Annotated in this window: 15 protein-coding genes and 1 pseudogene; 10 read left to right on the top strand and 6 right to left on the bottom strand. The window is 68.3% G+C overall.

Features of this window, described 5'->3' with window-relative positions:
• The first annotated feature begins 224 nt into the window (after positions 1 to 224).
• Complete coding sequence (locus AWB92_RS27695) at positions 225 to 1091, top strand: CDP-alcohol phosphatidyltransferase family protein (RefSeq protein WP_241523612.1); 867 nt, start codon at positions 225 to 227, stop codon at positions 1089 to 1091.
• Positions 1088 to 1726 carry a lysophospholipid acyltransferase family protein gene (locus AWB92_RS27700; RefSeq protein ID WP_085191363.1) on the top strand — a complete coding sequence of 213 codons (639 nt, stop codon included), beginning with the start codon at positions 1088 to 1090 and terminating at the stop codon, positions 1724 to 1726. The genes AWB92_RS27695 and AWB92_RS27700 overlap by 4 nt, the downstream gene beginning before the upstream one ends.
• 99 nt (positions 1727 to 1825) lie before the next feature.
• Here AWB92_RS27700 and AWB92_RS27705 read toward each other — a convergent pair whose 3' ends face one another.
• The gene (locus AWB92_RS27705; protein ID WP_068183708.1) at positions 1826 to 2731 is read right to left on the bottom strand and encodes a phosphatidate cytidylyltransferase; all 906 of its coding nucleotides are present in this window, start codon (positions 2729 to 2731) and stop codon (positions 1826 to 1828) included.
• A 165-nt stretch (positions 2732 to 2896) separates the two neighbouring features.
• Between AWB92_RS27705 and AWB92_RS27710 the strand changes: the two genes are divergently transcribed.
• The 6 genes from AWB92_RS27710 (at position 2897) to AWB92_RS27735 (ending at position 13162) form a co-directional block, all read left to right on the top strand.
• Positions 2897 to 4702 carry an N-acetylglutaminylglutamine amidotransferase gene (locus tag AWB92_RS27710; RefSeq protein WP_085191365.1) on the top strand — a complete coding sequence of 602 codons (1806 nt, stop codon included), beginning with the start codon at positions 2897 to 2899 and terminating at the stop codon, positions 4700 to 4702.
• Positions 4699 to 6519, top strand: a complete 1821-nt coding sequence (gene ngg, locus AWB92_RS27715) for an N-acetylglutaminylglutamine synthetase (RefSeq protein WP_085191367.1) — start codon at positions 4699 to 4701, stop codon at positions 6517 to 6519. The genes AWB92_RS27710 and ngg overlap by 4 nt, the downstream gene beginning before the upstream one ends.
• A 53-nt stretch (positions 6520 to 6572) precedes the next feature.
• Positions 6573 to 8057 carry an MFS transporter gene (locus tag AWB92_RS27720; protein WP_068183717.1) on the top strand — a complete coding sequence of 495 codons (1485 nt, stop codon included), beginning with the start codon at positions 6573 to 6575 and terminating at the stop codon, positions 8055 to 8057.
• Between the two features lie 191 nt (positions 8058 to 8248).
• The gene (locus AWB92_RS27725) at positions 8249 to 8689 is read left to right on the top strand and encodes a hypothetical protein (protein WP_085191370.1); all 441 of its coding nucleotides are present in this window, start codon (positions 8249 to 8251) and stop codon (positions 8687 to 8689) included.
• A gap of 151 nt (positions 8690 to 8840) precedes the next feature.
• Positions 8841 to 11018, top strand: a complete 2178-nt coding sequence (locus AWB92_RS27730; RefSeq protein ID WP_085191372.1) for a glutamine synthetase III — start codon at positions 8841 to 8843, stop codon at positions 11016 to 11018.
• Positions 11019 to 11233: 215 nt separating this feature from the next.
• Positions 11234 to 13162 (top strand): serine/threonine-protein kinase, encoded by a 1929-nt coding sequence (locus tag AWB92_RS27735; RefSeq protein WP_085191374.1) that lies wholly within the window; start codon positions 11234 to 11236, stop codon positions 13160 to 13162.
• A gap of 110 nt (positions 13163 to 13272) precedes the next feature.
• On the opposite strand, the pseudogene AWB92_RS27740 reads toward AWB92_RS27735, so the two are convergent.
• Positions 13273 to 13850 (bottom strand): annotated as a pseudogene (locus AWB92_RS27740) (hypothetical protein).
• 117 nt (positions 13851 to 13967) lie between these two features.
• Here AWB92_RS27740 and AWB92_RS27745 point away from each other — a divergent pair.
• Positions 13968 to 14342 (top strand): hypothetical protein, encoded by a 375-nt coding sequence (locus AWB92_RS27745; RefSeq protein ID WP_085191376.1) that lies wholly within the window; start codon positions 13968 to 13970, stop codon positions 14340 to 14342.
• Between the two features lie 6 nt (positions 14343 to 14348).
• Here AWB92_RS27745 and AWB92_RS27750 read toward each other — a convergent pair whose 3' ends face one another.
• Together AWB92_RS27750 and AWB92_RS27755 are read right to left on the bottom strand one after the other, a co-directional pair.
• Complete coding sequence (locus tag AWB92_RS27750) at positions 14349 to 16166, bottom strand: serine/threonine protein kinase PknE (RefSeq protein WP_085191440.1); 1818 nt, start codon at positions 16164 to 16166, stop codon at positions 14349 to 14351.
• 161 nt (positions 16167 to 16327) lie between these two features.
• Entirely contained in the window at positions 16328 to 16666 is a 339-nt protein-coding gene (locus AWB92_RS27755) for a hypothetical protein (protein ID WP_068101112.1), read from the bottom strand.
• A 240-nt stretch (positions 16667 to 16906) separates the two neighbouring features.
• On the opposite strand from AWB92_RS27755, the gene AWB92_RS27760 reads away from it, so the two are divergent.
• Complete coding sequence (locus AWB92_RS27760) at positions 16907 to 17395, top strand: SRPBCC family protein (protein WP_085191378.1); 489 nt, start codon at positions 16907 to 16909, stop codon at positions 17393 to 17395.
• Positions 17396 to 17400: 5 nt separating this feature from the next.
• Here the strand turns inward: AWB92_RS27760 and AWB92_RS27765 are convergent, their stop codons facing one another.
• Positions 17401 to 18072, bottom strand: a complete 672-nt coding sequence (locus tag AWB92_RS27765; protein ID WP_085191380.1) for a pyrimidine reductase family protein — start codon at positions 18070 to 18072, stop codon at positions 17401 to 17403.
• A 1-nt stretch (position 18073) separates the two neighbouring features.
• Complete coding sequence (locus AWB92_RS27770) at positions 18074 to 18571, bottom strand: flavin reductase family protein (protein WP_085191382.1); 498 nt, start codon at positions 18569 to 18571, stop codon at positions 18074 to 18076.
• Position 18572: the final 1 nt, after the last annotated feature.

An 18572-nucleotide genomic window follows, 5' to 3' on the forward strand; every position in this document is an offset into this window, starting at 1 on the left:
CGCGACGAAGCGGCAAGCGTCGTGCAGCAACGTATGCGTTGCCGGTCACGGCGACCGGGCCGCAAGGAAACGTCGCAAGAAAAGTGTCCGACCGCGGGGGAGCGGTGGCTCTTAGGAATGCGAGCGTCCGACCGGTCGCTGCGGTCCCGATCTTGGGACCGGTAGCCGCGGGGGACGGGTCAACTTGACACAACTACAGACCACCCACCAGAGAGGAAACCCCGGTGAGCACCGACCTCGACAACGCGCCGACACAGCGCCTGCGCGGCATCAGCACGCTGACGCCGGTGAGCGAGCCCCGCATCGCCCACCGCGGCTGCTACGCGTCGGGATCGCGCGCCCTCGCGGTGACCGAGACGTCCACGCTCCCTCGGATCAAGGCGATCGCCCCCGCCGTGACCCCGTTGCCCGCCAAGGCGGCGCGGAAATGGCAGGGCCTCTACGCGCTCAAGCCGTGGTACACCCGCCGGCTGACTCCGGTCGTGAACGTCGCGGTGCGGTGGAACATCTCGCCGGACGTCTTCACCGTCGCCGGGGTGCTGGCGGCGGGCGTGGCCGGAGCGACGGTCGCGCTGGGCTGGTGGCCCCTGACGGCGCTCTTCCTGGCGCTGCGGCTGGCCGGAGCCAACCTCGACGGCGCGGTCGCACGCGCCCGCGGCGTCAGCCGGCCGTGGGGATTCGTCGTCAATGAGATCGGCGACCGCGCCTCGGACCTGTTGACCTTCGCGGGGCTCGCGGTTTGGGCGGCGCGGCAGCGCGGCCCCGGGCTGCACTGGCTGTCCTGGCCGGTGATCATGGTGCTGATCGCCGCGCTGGCCGCGACGCTGCCCACCTTCGCCTCGTTGGCCGGAGCCGCCGCCGGCGCGCCCCGGCGCAACGGGGGCCCGCTCGGCAAGACCGAGCGCTGCCTCTTCGTTTTCTTGGCCACCGCCTTCCCGGTCATCCTTCCGGTGGTGGCGACCCAGCTGGTGAACGGCTCGCTGATCACCACGGTGCTGCGGCTGCGGGCCGCCCACCGCGAGCTGGCGGCGAAGCGTCAGGACGGCCCGGCCGCGCAGGGCACGCAGGAATTGGCGGTGCTGGCGTCATGACCGCGACCAGGATCAGCAGCGTGCTGCGGCACCGGCTGTGGCGGGCGGTGTGCGCCGTGTCCGGCGGGCTGACCGTGACCGGCCGCTTCCCGGTGCGGGGTGGCTGCGTGGTCGTGGCCAACCACTCCTCGCACGCCGACACCGCCGTGCTACTGGCGGCGCTGCCCGCCGGCGCCCAGCCGGTGTTCGCCGCGGCGGCCGACTACTGGTTCGACGTGCCGGTACGCCGCTTTGTGGCGTCCTCGTTGATCGGGATCCTGCCGGTGCGGCGGTCCGGCAAGGACACCTACGCCCAGCTGCTGGCCGCGGCCCGCCCGGCGCTCGAGGCCGGACGCACCGTCGTCATCTACCCCGAGGGCACCCGGTCGACGGATCGCAACATTGCCGAATTCCGTTCCGGCGCGGTCCGGTTGGCGCGCGACTGCGGGGTGCCGATCGTCCCGGTCGCGGTGCTGGGCACCGCCGAGGTGCTGCCCAAGGGCGCGAGCTTCATCTCCCACGCGCCGATGCAGGTGCGCATCGGCGAACCCGTCGACCCGGCCGGCACGTCCGCGCCGCAGCTGCGCGAGCAGGTCATGGCGCTGCGCGGAGACGCCCCGGAGCCGCAGCTCGTCGAGCTCACGCACGCCGCCTGAATCGCCGCGCCGAGTGTGCATTCAGCGTGAATTTTCGAATATTTCCCGCAGTGAGTGCACGTTCGGTGCGCGGTCGCAGGCCGCCTCAACGGCGGCTGCTCAACCGAGCAGATAGGCCAGGGGGAGGACCAGCAACAGCGAGTCGATCCGGTCGAGCAGGCCGCCGAAGCCCGGGAGCCAGGTGCCCGCGTCCTTGACCTGGGCCTGCCGCTTCACCATCGATTCCACGAGATCGCCGAGCACGCCGCCGAAGGCCACCGCCACCAGCAGGCCGAGGGTCATCGTGCCCAGCAACGTCAGCACCAGAAACGCCCCGATGACCGCACCGACCAGCCCGCCGACCGTCTTGTTGGGGCTCAACGGGGACAACGGCTTTCGCGCCCACCCGAAGAAGCGCAGCCCCTTTCCGCCGCACCAGGCCGCGACGTCGGTGGCCGCGGCCGCGAAGCACACCAGGTACGCGTCGGACCACAACGTCACCAGGTGCGCCAGGGACCAGCAGATCCACACCGAACCGAACGCGGTGAAAGTGGTTCGCCTGCCGCCATTTTCGACGTCGCCGCTGAACACCGAGGGCAGCGAGCACGCCAGCACGATGATCGGCGCCAGGCGCAGCAGCGGCGGATGCAGCCACGCCGCAAGCGGATACAGCACGGCCAGCGCCAGCAGCAGATACGTGTCGGCCTTGCCGAGTTTCACCAGGCGCGCGTACTCGAACACCGCGACCACGGCCAGCGCGGCCGCCAGGGTCGCGGTGGTGCCCCGGCCGATCCAGATGGGGATGCCGACCACCGGCGCGATCATCACCCACGTGGTCCACCGCCGGATCAGCTCACGCCGGCGCGACGCGAGCACCACGACGCCGGCGACCACCAAAATCACGACGGTGACCCACAGGAAGAACACCGATCGCGCGTACAGGTGCACGTGCAGCGGACCCACGTCGAAGTTCAGCGGCAATCGCCGATCCAGATGCAGGATCCGCAGGTAGTAGTCGACCAGCATCAGCGTGGCCCGTCCACATCAGCCTCCCAGCAAACTGTGGTCCAGGAAACGATAAGCGGTCCTGGCCGATCCGGGAAATGAAATCGCGTCATCGGGACCCGCGTCGGCTACCTGTCACACGGCTCCGCTGGCCCCCTCGGATCGGCTCGCGGTAGGGTGAAACGAGTGTGTGGACTCACCGGTGAGGTTCGACTCGATGGCCGGGTTCCCGACGTAGCGGCGGTGTCAGCAATGGCTGCCGTCCTGGCGCCCAGGGGGCCGGACGCGGCGGGAACCTGGTCACAAGGCCGGGTCGCCCTCGGCCATCGGCGCCTCAAGATCATCGATCTGACCGAAGCGGGCGCCCAGCCGATGGTCGATTCGGAGCTGGGCCTGGCGGTCGCCTGGAACGGCTGCATCTACAACTACAAGGAGCTCCGGCGCGAGCTGAGCGACCACGGCTACCGGTTTTTCTCGCACAGCGACACCGAGGTCCTGCTCAAGGCCTACCACCGCTGGGGCGACGATTTCGTCAGCCACCTGTACGGAATGTTCGCCTTCGTCATCGTCGAGCGCGACAGCGGTCGGGTGTTGCTCGGCCGGGACCGGCTCGGCATCAAACCGCTGTACCTCACCGAGGACGGTCACCGCGTCCGGTTCGCATCGACGCTGCCCGCGCTGCTCGCCGGTGGCGGGGTGGACACCCGGATCGATCCCGTCGCGCTGCACCACTACATGACGTTCCACTCCGTGGTCCCGCCGCCGCTGACGATTCTGCGCGGCGTGCGCAAAATCCCTCCCGCGTCGGTGGTCGCCATCGAGCCCGACGGCCGGCGCAGCACCACCACCTACTGGACGCCGGACTTCACCAGGCGCGCCGATCGCTCCGACTGGTCGGAACACGACTGGGAGGATGCGGTGCTGTCCGCGCTGCGGGTCGCGGTCGAGCGCCGGCTGGTCGCCGACGTCCCCGTCGGCTGCCTGCTGTCCGGCGGTGTCGACTCCAGCCTGATCGTGGGTCTGCTCGCCGAGGCGGGCCAGCACGGGCTGTCCACGTTCTCGATCGGCTTCGAGTCGGCGGGCGGCGTCGAGGGCGACGAGTTCCGCTGGTCTGACATCATCGCCCGGCGCTTCGAGACCGACCACCACCAGATCCGCATCGGGACCGACCGGATGCTGCCCGCGCTCGACGGGGCGATCGGCGCGATGAGCGAGCCGATGGTCAGCCACGACTGCGTCGCGTTCTACCTGCTGAGCCAAGAAGTCGCGCGCCACGTGAAGGTCGTGCAGTCGGGTCAGGGCGCCGACGAGGTGTTCGCCGGCTACCACTGGTACCCGCCGATGGGTTCCCCGGCGGCGGCGACGCTGGAGGGGGCGGTCGCCGAGTACCGCGGCGCCTTCTTCGATCGCGATTCGGCCGAGCTGGCGGGCCTGCTGGGAACGGGCAACCTCGCGCCGGGCGATCCCAGCCAGCGCTTCGTTTCCGAACACTTCGCTCACGCGGGTGCCGAAACCGGCATCGACCGTGCCCTGCGGCTGGATACGACCGTGATGCTGGTGGACGACCCGGTGAAACGGGTGGACAACATGACCATGGCCTGGGGGTTGGAGGGCCGGGTTCCGTTCCTCGACCACGAGCTGGTCGAGCTGGCGGCGACCTGCCCCCCGGAGCTGAAGATCGCTCACGACGGCAAGGGCGTCCTCAAACAGGCTGCGCGACGGGTGATCCCATCGGAGGTCATCGACCGGCCCAAGGGGTACTTCCCGGTTCCAGCGCTGACCCACCTCGAAGGGCCCTACTTGGACATGGTTCGCGACGCCCTCTACGCGCCGGTGGCCAAGGAGCGCGGGCTGTTCAACTCCGAAGCGGTCGACGCCCTGCTGGCCGACCCGAACGGCAAGCTCACCCCGTTGCGCGGCAATGAGCTTTGGCAGATCGCCCTCCTGGAGCTGTGGTTGCAGCGTCACGGCGTGACGGGCCCGGCCGCATGACCGCCGTCGACCCCTCCGAGGATCACTCGCACGATCACGCCGAGGATCACACCGAGGCCATCACCATGGGCCTGCACGACGCCTCCCCGCCCGAGCTCGTCGACGCGATGGCCAAGGACGTCGAGCTCGAAATGGGTTGGGGCCGACTGATTTTCGGTCAGACATTCGCCGATGCCGAGACCTTGGCCGAGACGCTGCGCCGCGAGGTCGCCGGGCGGCGCGACATCTGCATCTACGCGCGCGAGTCCCACGTCGTGGTCGCCGGGGCGCCGACCGAGCTCTTCATCGACCCCAGCCACACCTATCGGCTGCGCTTCACCGGGCACCCGGACGAGGAGAACCTGGCGCCCTCGCCGGTCGGCATGACGGTGCGCACGCTGAACGACCCCGTCGACGCCGACGCCATGAACCGCGTGTTCGTGCGCTGCGGCATGGTGCCGGCGCCGGTCGAGACGATCTGGGACAACCACTTGCACCAAGAGGCGGTGACGTACCTGCTCGCCGTGCGTGACGACGACGACGCGGTGGTAGGCACTGTGACCGGCGTCGACCACCAGTTGCTGTTCTCCGATCCCGAGGAGGGGTCGAGCCTGTGGACGCTGGCCGTCGATCCCGCCGCGGCGCTTCCCGGGGTGGGTGAGGCGCTGACCCGGGCGGTGGCGGACCACTTCCGGCGCGCGGGCCGGGCCTACATGGATCTGTCGGTGGCGCACGACAATGCCGCGGCCATCGGCCTTTACGAGAAACTCGGCTTCGTCCGCGTTCCCGTATTGGCGATCAAGCGGAAGAACGCGATCAACGAGCCGCTGTTCACCCCACCCCCGGAGACGGTCGAGGACCTCAACCCCTACGCGCGGATCATCGCCGACGAGGCGATGCGCCGCGGAATCTGGGTCGAGGTCCTGGACGCCGAGACCGGCGAGATGCGGCTCACGCACGGCGGTCGCAGCGTGATCACGCGGGAATCGCTGTCCGAGTTCACCTCGGCGATCGCGATGTGCCGTTGCGACGACAAGCGATTGACACGACGCCTGGTCTCCGAGGCGGGCATCAACGTCCCGCGTGCGCGGCTGGCCACCTTCGACGACGGCGACTTCGCATTCCTGCAGGAGGTCGGCGAGGTCGTCGTCAAACCCACCCGTGGAGAACAAGGCAAGGGCATCACCGTCGGGGTGGTGGCCGAGAAGGGGCCCGACGAGCTCGCTGCGGCGGTGGCCCGGGCGCGCCAGCACTACCGGGAGGTGCTCATCGAGGAACGCATCGACGGCGACGATCTCCGCCTGGTGGTGATCAACGGCCGGGTCGTGGCCGCGGCGCTGCGCAAGCCGCCGGAGATCATCGGCACCGGCGACCACACCGTGCGAGACCTGATCGCGGCCGAGAGCCGCCGGCGTTCCGCGGCCACCGGGGGCGAGTCGAAGATCCCGATTGACGACATCACCGAGGCGACCGTGGCCGAGGCCGGCTGGAAGTTGGACGACGTGCTGCCGCAGGGGAATCGGCTGCGCGTCCGCCGCACCGCCAACCTGCATCAGGGCGGGACGATCCACGATGTCACCGCCCAGGTGAACCCGGAACTGTGTCGCGTCGCGGTTGCGGCGGCCGAGGCGATCGGGATTCCGGTGACGGGCATCGACCTGCTGGTGCCCGACGTCACCGGGGCCGACTACGCGTTCATCGAAGCCAACGAGCGACCGGGGCTCGCCAACCACGAACCCCAGCCCACTGCCGCGGCGTTCATCGACTACCTGTTCCCCGGCCACCCGGGCCAGCCGCCGGCCTGGACTCCCGAGGAGTCCCGCGCCGACCGGGATTGAGCTTGCGACCGGCCTTGTTTGGGTAATGCTCTGCTCACGCAGATAGGAGTCACATGAGCGCGGGCGTGCAAACCGGAACCATCACCACCCACATCCCGGCCAGGCTGGACCGGCTGCCCTGGTCGCGGTTCCACTGGCGCGTCGTCATCGGACTCGGTGGCGTGTGGATTCTCGACGGGCTCGAGGTCACCATGGTCGGCAACGTGTCGTCCCGCCTCACCGAGAAGGGCAGCGGCATCGGCCTCACCCCCGCGCAGATCGGCGTGGCGGCCGCGTTCTACATCGCCGGGGCCTGCCTGGGCGCACTGGTCTTCGGTCACCTGACCGACCGGTTCGGCCGGCGGAACCTGTTCATCCTCACGCTGGTGGTGTATTTGACCGCCACCGTCGCGACCGCATTCGCCTTTGCGCCTTGGTATTTCTTCATCGCCCGCTTCTTCACCGGCTCGGGCATCGGCGGCGAATACGCCGCGATCAATTCGGCGATCGACGAATTGATCCCCGCTCGGGTGCGCGGTCGGGTGGACCTGGTGATCAACGGGACCTACTGGCTGGGCTCGGCCGCCGGGGCGGCCGGGGCGCTGGTACTGCTCGACACGTCGAATTTCGCACCGAACATCGGCTGGCGGCTCGCCTTCGGCCTCGGCGCCATCTTCGGCATCTTCGTCCTGCTGGTCCGGCGCAACGTCCCGGAGAGCCCGCGGTGGTTGTTCATCCACGGGCGTGCGCAGGAGGCCGAGCGGGTGGTCGGCGAAATCGAAGAAGAGGTGCGGCGGGGGAGCGACAAAGCGCTGCCCGAACCGGCGGGCCGGCCCCTGAAAGTTCGTCAGCGCGAGGCGATCCCGTTCCGGGAGATCGCGAGGGTGGCGTTCACGCTGTATCCGCGTCGTGCGGTGCTCGGGCTGGCGCTGTTCATCGGGCAGGCGTTCCTCTACAACGGGGTGACGTTCAACCTGGGCACGCTGTTGAGCGGGTTCTACGGGGTGCCGTCGGGCAAGGTGCCGGTGTTCTTCATCCTGTGGGCGGTAAGCAATTTCGTCGGACCGCTTGCGTTGGGCCACCTGTTCGACACCGTCGGTCGTAAACCGATGATCGCGGCGACCTACATCGGGTCCGCCGTGGTGGCCGTCGTCCTCGCGATTTTGTTCGTCACGCAGACGGGCGGCGCCTGGACATTCATCGCCGTCCTGGCGGTGGCGTTCTTCCTGGCGTCGGCGGGCGCGAGCGCCGCGTATCTGACGGTGAGCGAGATCTTCCCGATGGAGACCCGGGCGCTGGCGATCGCGTTCTTCTATGCGGTGGGAACGGCGATCGGCGGCATCACCGGCCCGCTGCTGTTCGGCCAGCTGATCAACTCCGGAGAGCGCGGTCAGGTCGTCTGGTCGTTCCTCATCGGCGCGGCGGTGATGGCGGTCGCGGGCCTGATCGAGCTGTGGCTGGGCGTCGCGGCCGAACGGCGTCCGCTCGAAGAGCTGGCGTTGCCCTTGACGGTGGCCGACGCCGAGCGCGAGGAAGAGGACGAAGCGCCTCAGCATTAGCCGGCCCGGACGCTTCCGGCGCTTCGGGCGTTGGGTGTGAATCGTGGGCTTTGCGTGTGAGCCCACGGCGGGAAAATCGCCAAGATGCCGCCCTGGCTTCACGCTGAAAACCCTGAGTTCACCAGACAGTCGGCGCAGAGATTCTCCCCACATGGCGACGTAGGTACGGTCCACGGGATGATTCCCGGGTGATGCGGTCGCGGCGCGTGCTCCAGATCCGCCGGATCCGCGCATGGCTGGCGTTGTGCGCGGCGATCACGTTGATCCCGTGGACCGTCTACCTCGCCCTCACCTTGCCGCAGGACTACACCGCGCAGCATTGGCAAGCCACCTGGGTCGGCTTCGACATCTTGTTGCTGGCGTTCATGGTCGCCACCGCGGTGCTCGGTTTCCTGCAGCACCAACTGCTGACGCTGTTTGCGTTCACGACGGGGGTGCTACTCGTGTGCGACGCCTGGTTCGACGTGCTGACCGCCGAAGGCGGCGACCTTCTTGTGTCGGCGCTCATCGCCGGGCTGGTGGAATTGCCGTTGGCGGCGGTGCTGATCATCGGCACCTTGCGGATCGCGCGCCTGCAGGGTCCGCCGTTCAGCCGCGCGCGCGGGCCATTTCGGGTGCGCCTGCGGCGCTAACCCGCGCTGCCGTCCGCGTCTCATGATCGAAACCATTGCGGACCCGCCGTTGACATCGGCGTAACAAGTTTGCCATCGAACGTTCCTACTGTGGGGCGGTCCACTGTCCGGCACAGGAAATCGTGGGCCCCCCTCAGCGATAGGAACTCAATTGAGCGGAAACGCGGTCCGCCTGCAGGCGATCAACAACGTCGAGGCGTATGTCCCCCCAGCCATCAGTTTCGTACCTGGCGAAGAGCCCGGCGCGGTCTTCGGCTCGAACGTCTTCACCAAGGCCGAGATGCAGGCCCGCCTGCCCAAGTCGGTGTTCAAGTCAATCGTCGCGACCATCGAGAAGGGCACCAAGCTCGACCCCGCGGTGGCGGATACGGTCGCCGTGGCGATGAAGGACTGGGCGCTGGAAAAAGGTGCCACCCACTACGCGCACGTCTTCTACCCGATGACCGGGCTCACCGCCGAGAAGCACGACAGCTTCCTGGAGCCCATCTCCGACGGCCAGACGCTGGCGGAGTTCGCCGGCAAGACCCTCATACAGGGTGAGCCGGACGCGTCGAGCTTCCCGTCGGGCGGCCTGCGCAGCACGTTCGAGGCGCGCGGCTACACCGGCTGGGACGTGACCAGCCCCGCCTACATCCTGGAGAACCCGAACGGCAACACGCTGTGCATCCCGACGGTGTTCGTCTCGATGACCGGCGAAGCCTTGGACTACAAGACGCCCCTGCTGCGCAGTCAGCAGGCGATGGGCAAACACGCCGAGCGTGTCCTGAAGCTGTTCGGCCACAAGGACCTCAACCACGTCGTCTCGTTCTGCGGCCCGGAGCAGGAGTACTTCCTGGTCGACCGGCACTTCTTCCTGGCGCGCCCGGACCTCGTCAACGCCGGGCGCACCCTGTTTGGCGCCAAGCCGCCCAAGGGCCAGGAGTTCGACGACCACTACTTCGGCGCGGTGCCCGAGCGGGTGTTGGGCTTCATGATGGACACCGAGCGAGAGCTGTTCAAGCTCGGCATCCCGGCCAAGACCCGGCACAACGAGGTGGCCCCCGGCCAGTTCGAGATCGCGCCGATGTTCGAGCGGGCCAACATCGCCTCCGACCACCAGCAGCTGCTGATGACGATCTTCAAGACGATCGCGAAGAAGCACGGCATGGAGTGTCTGTTCCACGAGAAGCCGTTCGCCGGCGTCAACGGGTCGGGCAAGCACGTCAACTTCTCGATGGGCAACTCCGAGCTGGGCTCGCTGCTGGTTCCGGGCGACACCCCGCACGAGAACGCACAGTTCCTGGTGTTCTGCGCCGCGGTGATCCGTGCCGTGCACAAGTTCTCGGGGCTGCTGCGGGTGTCGGTGGCATCGGCCACCAATGACCACCGCCTGGGCGCCAACGAGGCGCCGCCCGCGATCATTTCGATCTTCCTCGGCGAGCAGCTGGCCGACGTGTTCGAGCAGATCGCCAAGGGCGCGGCCACGTCGTCAAAGGGCAAGGGCGTCATGCACATCGGCGTCGACACGCTCCCACCACTGCCGACCGACCCGGGCGACCGCAACCGGACCAGCCCGTTCGCGTTCACCGGCAACCGGTTCGAGTTCCGTGCGCCAGGCTCCGGGCAGACGGTGGCCGTGCCGCTGATCGTCCTCAATACGATCATGGCGGACTCGCTCGACTACATGGCGACGGTGCTGGAGAAGGCCGTCGCCGACGGCGAGGACTTCGACCATGCCGTTCAGCGGCTGCTCACCGATATCATCACCGAGCACGGTGCGGTCGTGTACAACGGCGACGGGTATTCGGAGAAATGGCAGATCGAGGCGGCCGCGCGCGGTCTGCCGAATCTCAAGACGTCGCTCGACGCCATTCCGGAGCTGATCAAGCCGGAGTCGGTTGAACTCTTCGAGAAGTACGGGGTGTTCAACGAGCGCGAGCTGCACAGCCGCTACGAGGTCCGGTTGGAGCAGTACGCCCTGACCATCGCGGTCGAGGCGAAACTGGCGCTGGAACTCGGTACGACCGTGATCCTGCCGGCCGCCATCCGGTACCAGACCGAGCTCGCCCAGAACGTCGCCACGCTGAAAAAGGCCGGCATCGAAGCGAGCACGGTTGCGCTGGAAGCGGTTTCGATCCCAATCGCCGAGCTGCAAAAGGGCCTGGCGACGCTGAAGTCGGCGCTGTCCGACCACTCGGCGGAGACGGCGCTGGCCGAGGCTACGCACGCGCAGAAGGAGCTGCTGCCTGCCATGGCGGCGGTCCGCGCGGCCGCCGACACGCTGGAAAGCGTTGTCGCCGACGACCTGTGGCCGCTTCCCACCTACCAGGAGATGCTCTACATCCTGTGATAGACATCGTCGGGTGTGGGGGCCGGCCGCGCCAGCGGCGGTGATCCGCGGCCCCCACGCCCGACGATCCGCGTGCGCAAGAATTTCGCAAGAAACTCGCCAACTTCTGCCAAGTGCTGTGCCGCAACCTTTCCGCTGACGGGCCTTGCCCGCAACAGACCGGAAAGGGACACAAAGTGCCGCAAAGCCGCGAAGACAAGACTTACGATTCGGCCATGTCGCTGGAAGCTGGCCAGGTATTCGCCGGATACACGATCCTGCGGTTGCTGGGTTCGGGCGGCATGGGTCAGGTGTATTTGGCGGCGCACCCGCGTCTGCCGCGCGAGGACGCGCTCAAGGTGCTGCCACCCGACTTGACCGCCGACGCTGAGTTTCGCGCCCGGTTCGTGCGCGAGGCCGACCTGGCGGCGGGGCTGTCGCATCCGCACATCGTGAGGGTTCACGACCGCGGCGAGGAGGACGGCCATTTCTGGATCTCGATGGCCTACGTTCCGGGCACCGATGCGGGCCGCCTGTTGCGCCAAAACTATCCCGGCGGAATGCCGCTCGACGAGGTGGTGCCGATCATCACCGCCGTCGCCGAGGCACTGGACTACGCGCACCACCGGGGCTTGCTGCACCGCGACGTCAAGCCCGCCAACATCCTGTTGGCCGAACCCGATGGGCAGGCGCGGCGGGTCTTCCTGGCCGATTTCGGCATCGCCCGCCGCATCGATGACGCGACCGGGCTGACCGCGACCAACATGACGGTCGGCACCGCGGCCTACGCGGCACCCGAACAGCTCAAGGGCGAGGCGATCGACGGGCGCGCCGACCAATACGCCTTGGCCTGCACCGCATTTCACCTGCTGACCGGTGGACAACCGTATGTCGACTCCAATCCCGCCGTGGTGATCAGCCAGCACGTCAATGCGCCGCCGCCGTCGGTCGGTGCGCAGCGACCGGAGCTGGCCCAGCTGGATCCGGTGTTCGCCACCGCGATGGCCAAGGAGCCGTCCGGCCGGTTCGCCAGCTGCGGGGAGTTCGCGGCCCACCTCGGCGGCCGGCCGCTGCCGAGCTTCGCGTACGCCGGCGAGATCCCGGCCCGCCCCGACAACGAAATCACCCAGCCTTCTTTCGGCGTCGCCGCGCCCACCGTCCCGTCGCGGCCGAAACCGGCCGGCTGGAAACGGTTGAGCCGGCGCCCGGCGGTACTGATCCCCGCCCTGGCGGGCGTCGCGCTGCTGATCGCCGGCGGTGTCTTCGCCTCAGGAAAGCTCACCCAGTCCGGCAAGCCGACGCACACCGCGGCGCCCACGGCCAGCCCCGGGCCCAAGGCACCGCCGCCGAACACGGGTCCATTCACGGGCGTCTACCGGGCCGACTTCGCCCGGATCACCAGCATCGAAGGCATGCCGCCCCCGGGCGCCGCGCCGTCTAGCGAAACCTGGGCTGTCAGTTCGGCGTGTCGTCCCACCGGTTGCGTGGCGACCGCGACGCGCCTTACCGGTGAGACCATGCAGGTGCCGGCGACCGTATTCGATCAGGTAGACGGAAGCTGGCGGGCGGTGACCGCCGGCTCGAGCACGTGCGCCAGCGCCGAAGGCGAGATCTGGGAAACCTTCACGCTGCAACCGCGTCCCGACGGCACGTTCGCGGGGGAGGTGACCGAGATCATGGGCAAGGGCTGCGCCAACAAACGCAGCGTGACGTTCACCCGCACGGGAGACGTCGACCTCGGCAGCGTGGCCGACCCGAATGTGCTGCCGCCGCGGGTGGTTTCGCCGGCCGAGGCGCTGCGCGGCCACTACCACGAATCGGACGTCACACCGACCGGTTTCAAAGGGCAGCAGGACTACGTTGTCCGCACGGACTGCCTGCGCGCCGGCGACCGGTGCATGAGCTTTTTCCACGCACCCCCGGCTTCCGCTATGGCGTTGGTATTCGGCGCCGGGGAGTGGATCTACGACCGTGAGTTCGACGGCCGCTGCTCGAAGGGCGGCACGGCGCACGTCAGGATCGTCGTGCATTTTCCGATGCCCCAGCCCGCACAGGACCCCATCGCGTTGCTCACCGGGCACGGTCACGAGGACGTGACGAACTCCGGCGGGGCCAATTGCGGCAGCACGGACGTCGACGCAAAGTTCGCGCGAACCGGCGACTAGCGGCATCCCCGCGCGAGCCTAACCACACTGCGAAACCCGGCCGCAGTTTTCGCAATCAGGTTACGCTCGCGGCGGCATCGTAGAGTCAAGGCGTGCAGGCGATTTAGCGGCTATCTGCGCGGACCCATCATGCCGCCCGGCCCCATCATGCACCCGCCCATCATCTGCTGCATCATTGCGGGCATACCTTGCTCGACGAACCCCGTTACCTCCCGCGCGTGCGCGCGGATGGCGTCGGTGAGAGCAGGATCTTCGGAAGTCTCCTCGACGACCACACCCGTTGCGGTGAGGGTGAATTGGCGGCGATAGCCGTTAGCGTGGCGGAACAGCGTCGGCAGGCTCTGGCTCATGCAACTGACCTCCGTCCCTTGATCGAGGTGGGAGTACATGCTCGAAACATGCGCCTGCAGTTGGGCGGCGAGCTCCGGGGCGTCCGATTGGGTGGTGGTGCGCACGCCGCCGGGGATCTCTTCCACCGTTCGGCCGACTTCCGGTGCCGCATGAACATTTCCATGTATCGGCTCATGTCCACCGAACCGGCACCCATGAAGCCGCATCCGTCGGCGAGCCGGATATCCACAGACGGCGACGCCACCACGCTGCGGCGGGCCGCCTGCAGGCCTAACAGACCGCCCGCACCCAGCGCGCCGAGCGCGGCGAGTGCCGCCCGTCGGGTGAACTTGACCACGTCCTAGCCTCCACATCCAGCAGGAGCCGCTTCGCCAAGCTGACCAGAGGCACGGCCCCCATGCTAGGGCCAATAGTCCCTACCCCCGAGGGGTATATGTGTGCAATCCTTCGAGGCATGACAGACACACCTGAATCCACGATCGAACCGACCACCGTGAGTGAGCAACCCCGCTACGACAACCGATTCGGCGGCCCCAGCCGCCTGGGCCAAGCCGCGGCGTGGGTCGTCATCGTCGCCGGCGTGGTGTTCGTCGTCGGATCGATCTTCTTCTGGGGTTTGTTCTTGGGTTGGTCCTCGGGGGCCCACTCCGGTTGGCATCGCGGCTATTACGGCGGCCACGAGGGCAGTTGCCCGATGATGGGCTCGGGCGGAATGGGCGGCATGATGGGTCCCGGCGGAATGATGGGTCCCGGCGGAATGACGGGTCCGGGCGGCATGATGGGCCCCTCACAAACACCCGCTCCGGCGCCTGCCACGCCGCATCCCTAGCGCGAACTAGCCGAGCAGCTTGGTGAGCCAGGTCGGGTCCTGATAGTTCACCGACTTGGTGCCATCCCAGACGAACGGTGTGCCGGTGGCGTTGAGTCCGGTCAGCGTCGCGTCCCCGGCCGCGGCCTTGGCCTTGCCGGTGCCGACGTCGTCGCCGCCCTTGATGCAATCGATCACGCTGGCGTCGACGCCGACGGTCTTGGCCAGCTGGGCCAGTTCGCCGTCGGTGCGGTCCTCGGGGGCGTCCTCCGCCGGCTGAAAGTTGCTGGCGAACAGGCCGGAGTAGAAGTTCATGTACAGCTTCGGATCATTCTGCGCCGCAACACAATACGTCGCCGCCACCGCGCGCGACGAGTAATTCTTGCTGTGCGACTTGTCGTCGAGGAAGTTCAGCAAGTGGTAGCGCACCGCCAGCTTCTTGTTGTTCACCGCGCTGTCGATGTCACCGGCGTTCGACCGGATGAAGCTACCGCACGGCGGGCAGATCGGCTCGTTGAAGATGTCGATCGTCGTCGGTGCGGCCGAGCTGCCGACGGAGACACCGTCATCGAGCACCTTGAGCTCAACCGCGTCCGGCGGAGGCGCGGGCGACGTCGGCGTGGAGGACCGGGCCGACGGGGACGACGACTGCCACGGGTGGGCGGCAACGATGACCAACCCGACCACCACGGCCACCACGACCGCCACGACGGCGCCGATCCACAGCCAGGGCTTGCGGCTGCTCTGGGGCGGCTGCCCCCAGAGCGGCGCGCCGACGCTGCCCATGTCGCCCGTGCCCCACGTGGGGGTGCCGGGCCAGCCCGTCGGCTGCGGCATCGGTGCACCGGGAGCCGATCCGGTGGTCCACCGGGGTGCCTGAGGGGGTGCCTGGTTCGCCATCGCGTGCGGCGGCATCGCGGCAAAACCGCTGGGCTGCTGGCCGGCGAACGCGGCGGGCAGCTTCGCCACCTGGCTGCGCTCCAAAATGTCGGTGGCCCGATCCTGATCGGGCGTGGCCAGCGCGGCATACGCGGCCGCCGAGAGATCGCCACAGGTGGCGTAGCGCGCCGCGGGATCCTTGGCCATGCCGCGGGCGATCACGGCGTCGAAGGCCACCGGGATGCTCGGGCGCGCGGCGCTGGGGCGCGGGATCGGCTGGTTGAGGTGCGCGCCCATCACCCCGATCGTGTCGCCCGTGTACGGCGGGGTGCCCGTCAGGCACTCATACAAGACGCAGGCCAGCGCGTAGATGTCGGCCCGATAGGTGACCTCGCCATCGCTGAACCGCTCCGGGGCCATGTATTTGACCGTGCCCACCGTGGTGCCGAATGTCGTCAACTTCTCGTCGGACGTGGCGCTGGCGATGCCGAAATCCACCAGGTACGCGAAATCGTCTGCGCTGACGAGGATGTTCTCCGGTTTCACGTCGCGATGCATCACCCCGGCGGCGTGCGCGGCGTCGAGCGCCGAGCCGATCTGACGCACGATCGCCACCGCCCGCGGCGGGGACAGCGGCCCGAAACGGCTCAGCGTCGCGGCTAGGTTCTTGCCGTCGATCAGTCGCATGTCCACGTAGAGCTGACCGTCGATCTCGCCGAAGTCGTGGATCGGCACGACGTGCGGTTCTTGTAGGCGCCCCGCGGTGCGGGCCTCGCGTTGCATGCGTGAGCGGAAGACCGGATCGCTGGACAGCGTCTGCGACATCAGCTTGAGCGCCACGATGCGCTCGCGCACCGTGTCCTCGGCCTCGTAGACATCGCCCATGCCGCCGCGGCCGACCAGCCGCCGCAACCGATACGGCCCGAACTGCGAGCCCTCCCGCGAATCCGCGGTCGTGTCACCCATCGCCGACTCCTCACCCGCCGCCACGCGCCGCAAAACCCACACCGAAGCGCGGCGTGCCAGGCATAAGGCTAATGGTTTGGGCAACCGCGGGGCACGCTGAATTGCCAGAAAGCCAGCTAATTCCCGGTCGGCTGGCTACGAACTCCCGGGGTGGGTGAGGATTACCGGCATTCCTCGTCGCCGGTCTTTTCGCTGAGCCCCTCCCGCGACAGCGCCCGGACGAAGCCGTACGCCTGCATGCCCGCCGGGCCGGGATTCCGGACGATCCAATCGTTGATCTTTCCCAGCGCCGAGGCCAAATCGTCACGCCTGACCCGGATCAGGTAGGTCTTGCGTTCGTCCTGCGGGTCGTCGATGGACTCGGCGACGGCGACGGGGTTGCGGAACGCGTAGGCGATCCCGTGCACGGAATCGTTGTTCAGCGCCCACTGAAGCTCGCTGGGCCGCAGCCGGTTCACGGCCAGATTGCGGTATTCGTCCTCGCCGTTCGAATCGCTCACGTCGCCGCTGATCCTCCTCTGTGTGCCCGCGAGAAGAAGTCGGACGGCGGTGGACTGAAGATTGTGTCGCGCAGGCAATTCGATGAAATTTTCCCCAAGTCTTCATCATAGGAAGCCCGGTGCGCCGCTGCATGCCGAGCGAGCATCCAGCAATCGCGACGGCACTGACGTCGACCGGCCGCGGCGACGTAGAGTGACCGGCGAGGCAAATCAGGTTTTCTGCGGCGGCTGCGAGGACCCATGACCGAAGAACGCATCGAGATCCGTCGCACCATCCCGGCCCCGGCCGCCGATATCTTCGCGGTGCTGTGCGACCCGGCTGGCCACGTCGCCATCGATTCCTCGGGCATGCTCCAGGATGCCGAGGGCGAACCCGTCACCGGCGTCGGAGACAGCTTCGTGGTCCATATGGACCGCGAGGCGCTCAACGACTTTCCGCAACTGGGCAAATACGACGTCACCGTCACCATCAAGGAGTTCGAGCGGGACCGGCTAATTTCGTGGACGATTCTCGGCCAGATCCGCCCGCAAATCGGCCACGTCTACGGATATCTGCTCGAGCCGGCCGACGACGGCGCGTCGACCGTTGTCACGTCGTTCTACGACTGGTCGAACATCGACCCGAAGTGGCGCGACGCCGGGATTTTTCCGGTGCTCTCCGAGGGCGCGCTGCGGGCGACCCTGGGCATCCTCGATCGCACGGTTCGGCGGGGTTATCCCCGAGCCTGACCCCCTCAGCGGCGGTACTTCAGGAACACGTAATCGTCGTAAGCCAGGGCGTGCTCGAGGCGCATCCCGACCGGCACCGACAACCGTGACGGCGGGCGGCTGCCGACGGGCTGGCTCCCGGCTAGCTTGGGCGCCACTGTCACGCAGATTTCGACGACGGCGTCGGCGTCAACCAGCTCGTCCAGCAGGGTCGGCCCGCCCTCGCACAGGATGCGGCCCAAGCCCTGCCCGCGCAGCTGGGCGACGGCGCGCGTCACGTCGACCGAATCCTCCCCGGCCACCAGGATCTGCCGGCGCGGGTCCTGCCACGCGGCCGAGCGCGCGCAGGTCACCACGATCGGCGGCTGTGCGGGGTCGCTGAACAGCCTGGCCGGCAGTTCGCCGGTGCGCGTGATCACCGCAATGGGCGGCGCGGCCCGTTGCGCGTCGGTGAGCCGCACCGGGCCGTAGTTCTCGGCGCGCGCCGTGCCCGCGCCGACCAGCACCACGTCCGCGAAGCCCCGCAGCAGCCTCAACAGCTGCTGGTCAGTGGGACAGGACAGCGGACCCGCGCGACCGGCGAACGCCGCGGCCCCGTCGGCGCTGAAGATCATGTTGGCCCGCACGCCCGCCGGGGGATCGGCGTAGAACGACGCGAGTTCGGCGATGCCGCCGACGGCGCCCACCCGGGGAGTCACATCAGGCCTCGTGACCCGGTTCCAGGTGGCGGACGTCGCCGAACGACACCCACTGCTCGAGCTCTAGCGGCGGGCGGCCGTCCACCGGCTCGAGCAGGTGCCCGACGTGGTCACCGAGCGGGAAACGATCCAGGATCTTGCCGGCGAACCAGGCGGCCGCGTCGTCGAGGATGGGCAGCTGCGCCGGGCCGCGATGCCAGGAGCAGCGGTCGAACTTGTCTACCTTGTCGCCGGTTTGGCTGCCGAACAGCTCCGCGACGCCGAGATGTTCGCGGTCGAACACGTGCACCGCGAGGTGGCTGGCGTCGGCGGCGACCCGGAACGTGTGGTTCTTCGTGGACAAACCGACCAGGAACCGCGGTGGATGGATGCTGGCCTGGCTCGCGAAGCCGACCAGACAGCCGGCCGGCACGCCGTCGGCCTGGGTGGTGACGACGAACATCGGATAGTTCAGCAGCGCCACCAGCTTTTCGAATGCGTCTGTTCCGGGCTCGGTCACC

The sequence above is a fragment of the Mycobacterium sp. IEC1808 genome, from assembly GCF_002101935.1.
Lineage (GTDB): Bacteria > Actinomycetota > Actinomycetes > Mycobacteriales > Mycobacteriaceae > Mycobacterium.

Bases quoted from the DNA above. Each gene is read 5' to 3' on its own strand.
- AWB92_RS27700 (WP_085191363.1), top strand. From the start codon at position 1,088: ATGACCGCGACCAGGATCAGCAGCGTGCTGCGGCACCGGCTGTGGCGG.
- AWB92_RS27705 (WP_068183708.1), bottom strand. From the start codon at position 2,731: ATGCTGGTCGACTACTACCTGCGGATCCTGCATCTGGATCGGCGATTG.
- ngg (WP_085191367.1), top strand. From the start codon at position 4,699: ATGACCGCCGTCGACCCCTCCGAGGATCACTCGCACGATCACGCCGAG.
- AWB92_RS27720 (WP_068183717.1), top strand. From the start codon at position 6,573: ATGAGCGCGGGCGTGCAAACCGGAACCATCACCACCCACATCCCGGCC.
- AWB92_RS27725 (WP_085191370.1), top strand. From the start codon at position 8,249: ATGCGGTCGCGGCGCGTGCTCCAGATCCGCCGGATCCGCGCATGGCTG.
- AWB92_RS27735 (WP_085191374.1), top strand. From the start codon at position 11,234: ATGTCGCTGGAAGCTGGCCAGGTATTCGCCGGATACACGATCCTGCGG.
- AWB92_RS27745 (WP_085191376.1), top strand. From the start codon at position 13,968: ATGACAGACACACCTGAATCCACGATCGAACCGACCACCGTGAGTGAG.
- AWB92_RS27750 (WP_085191440.1), bottom strand. From the start codon at position 16,166: ATGGGTGACACGACCGCGGATTCGCGGGAGGGCTCGCAGTTCGGGCCG.
- AWB92_RS27760 (WP_085191378.1), top strand. From the start codon at position 16,907: ATGACCGAAGAACGCATCGAGATCCGTCGCACCATCCCGGCCCCGGCC.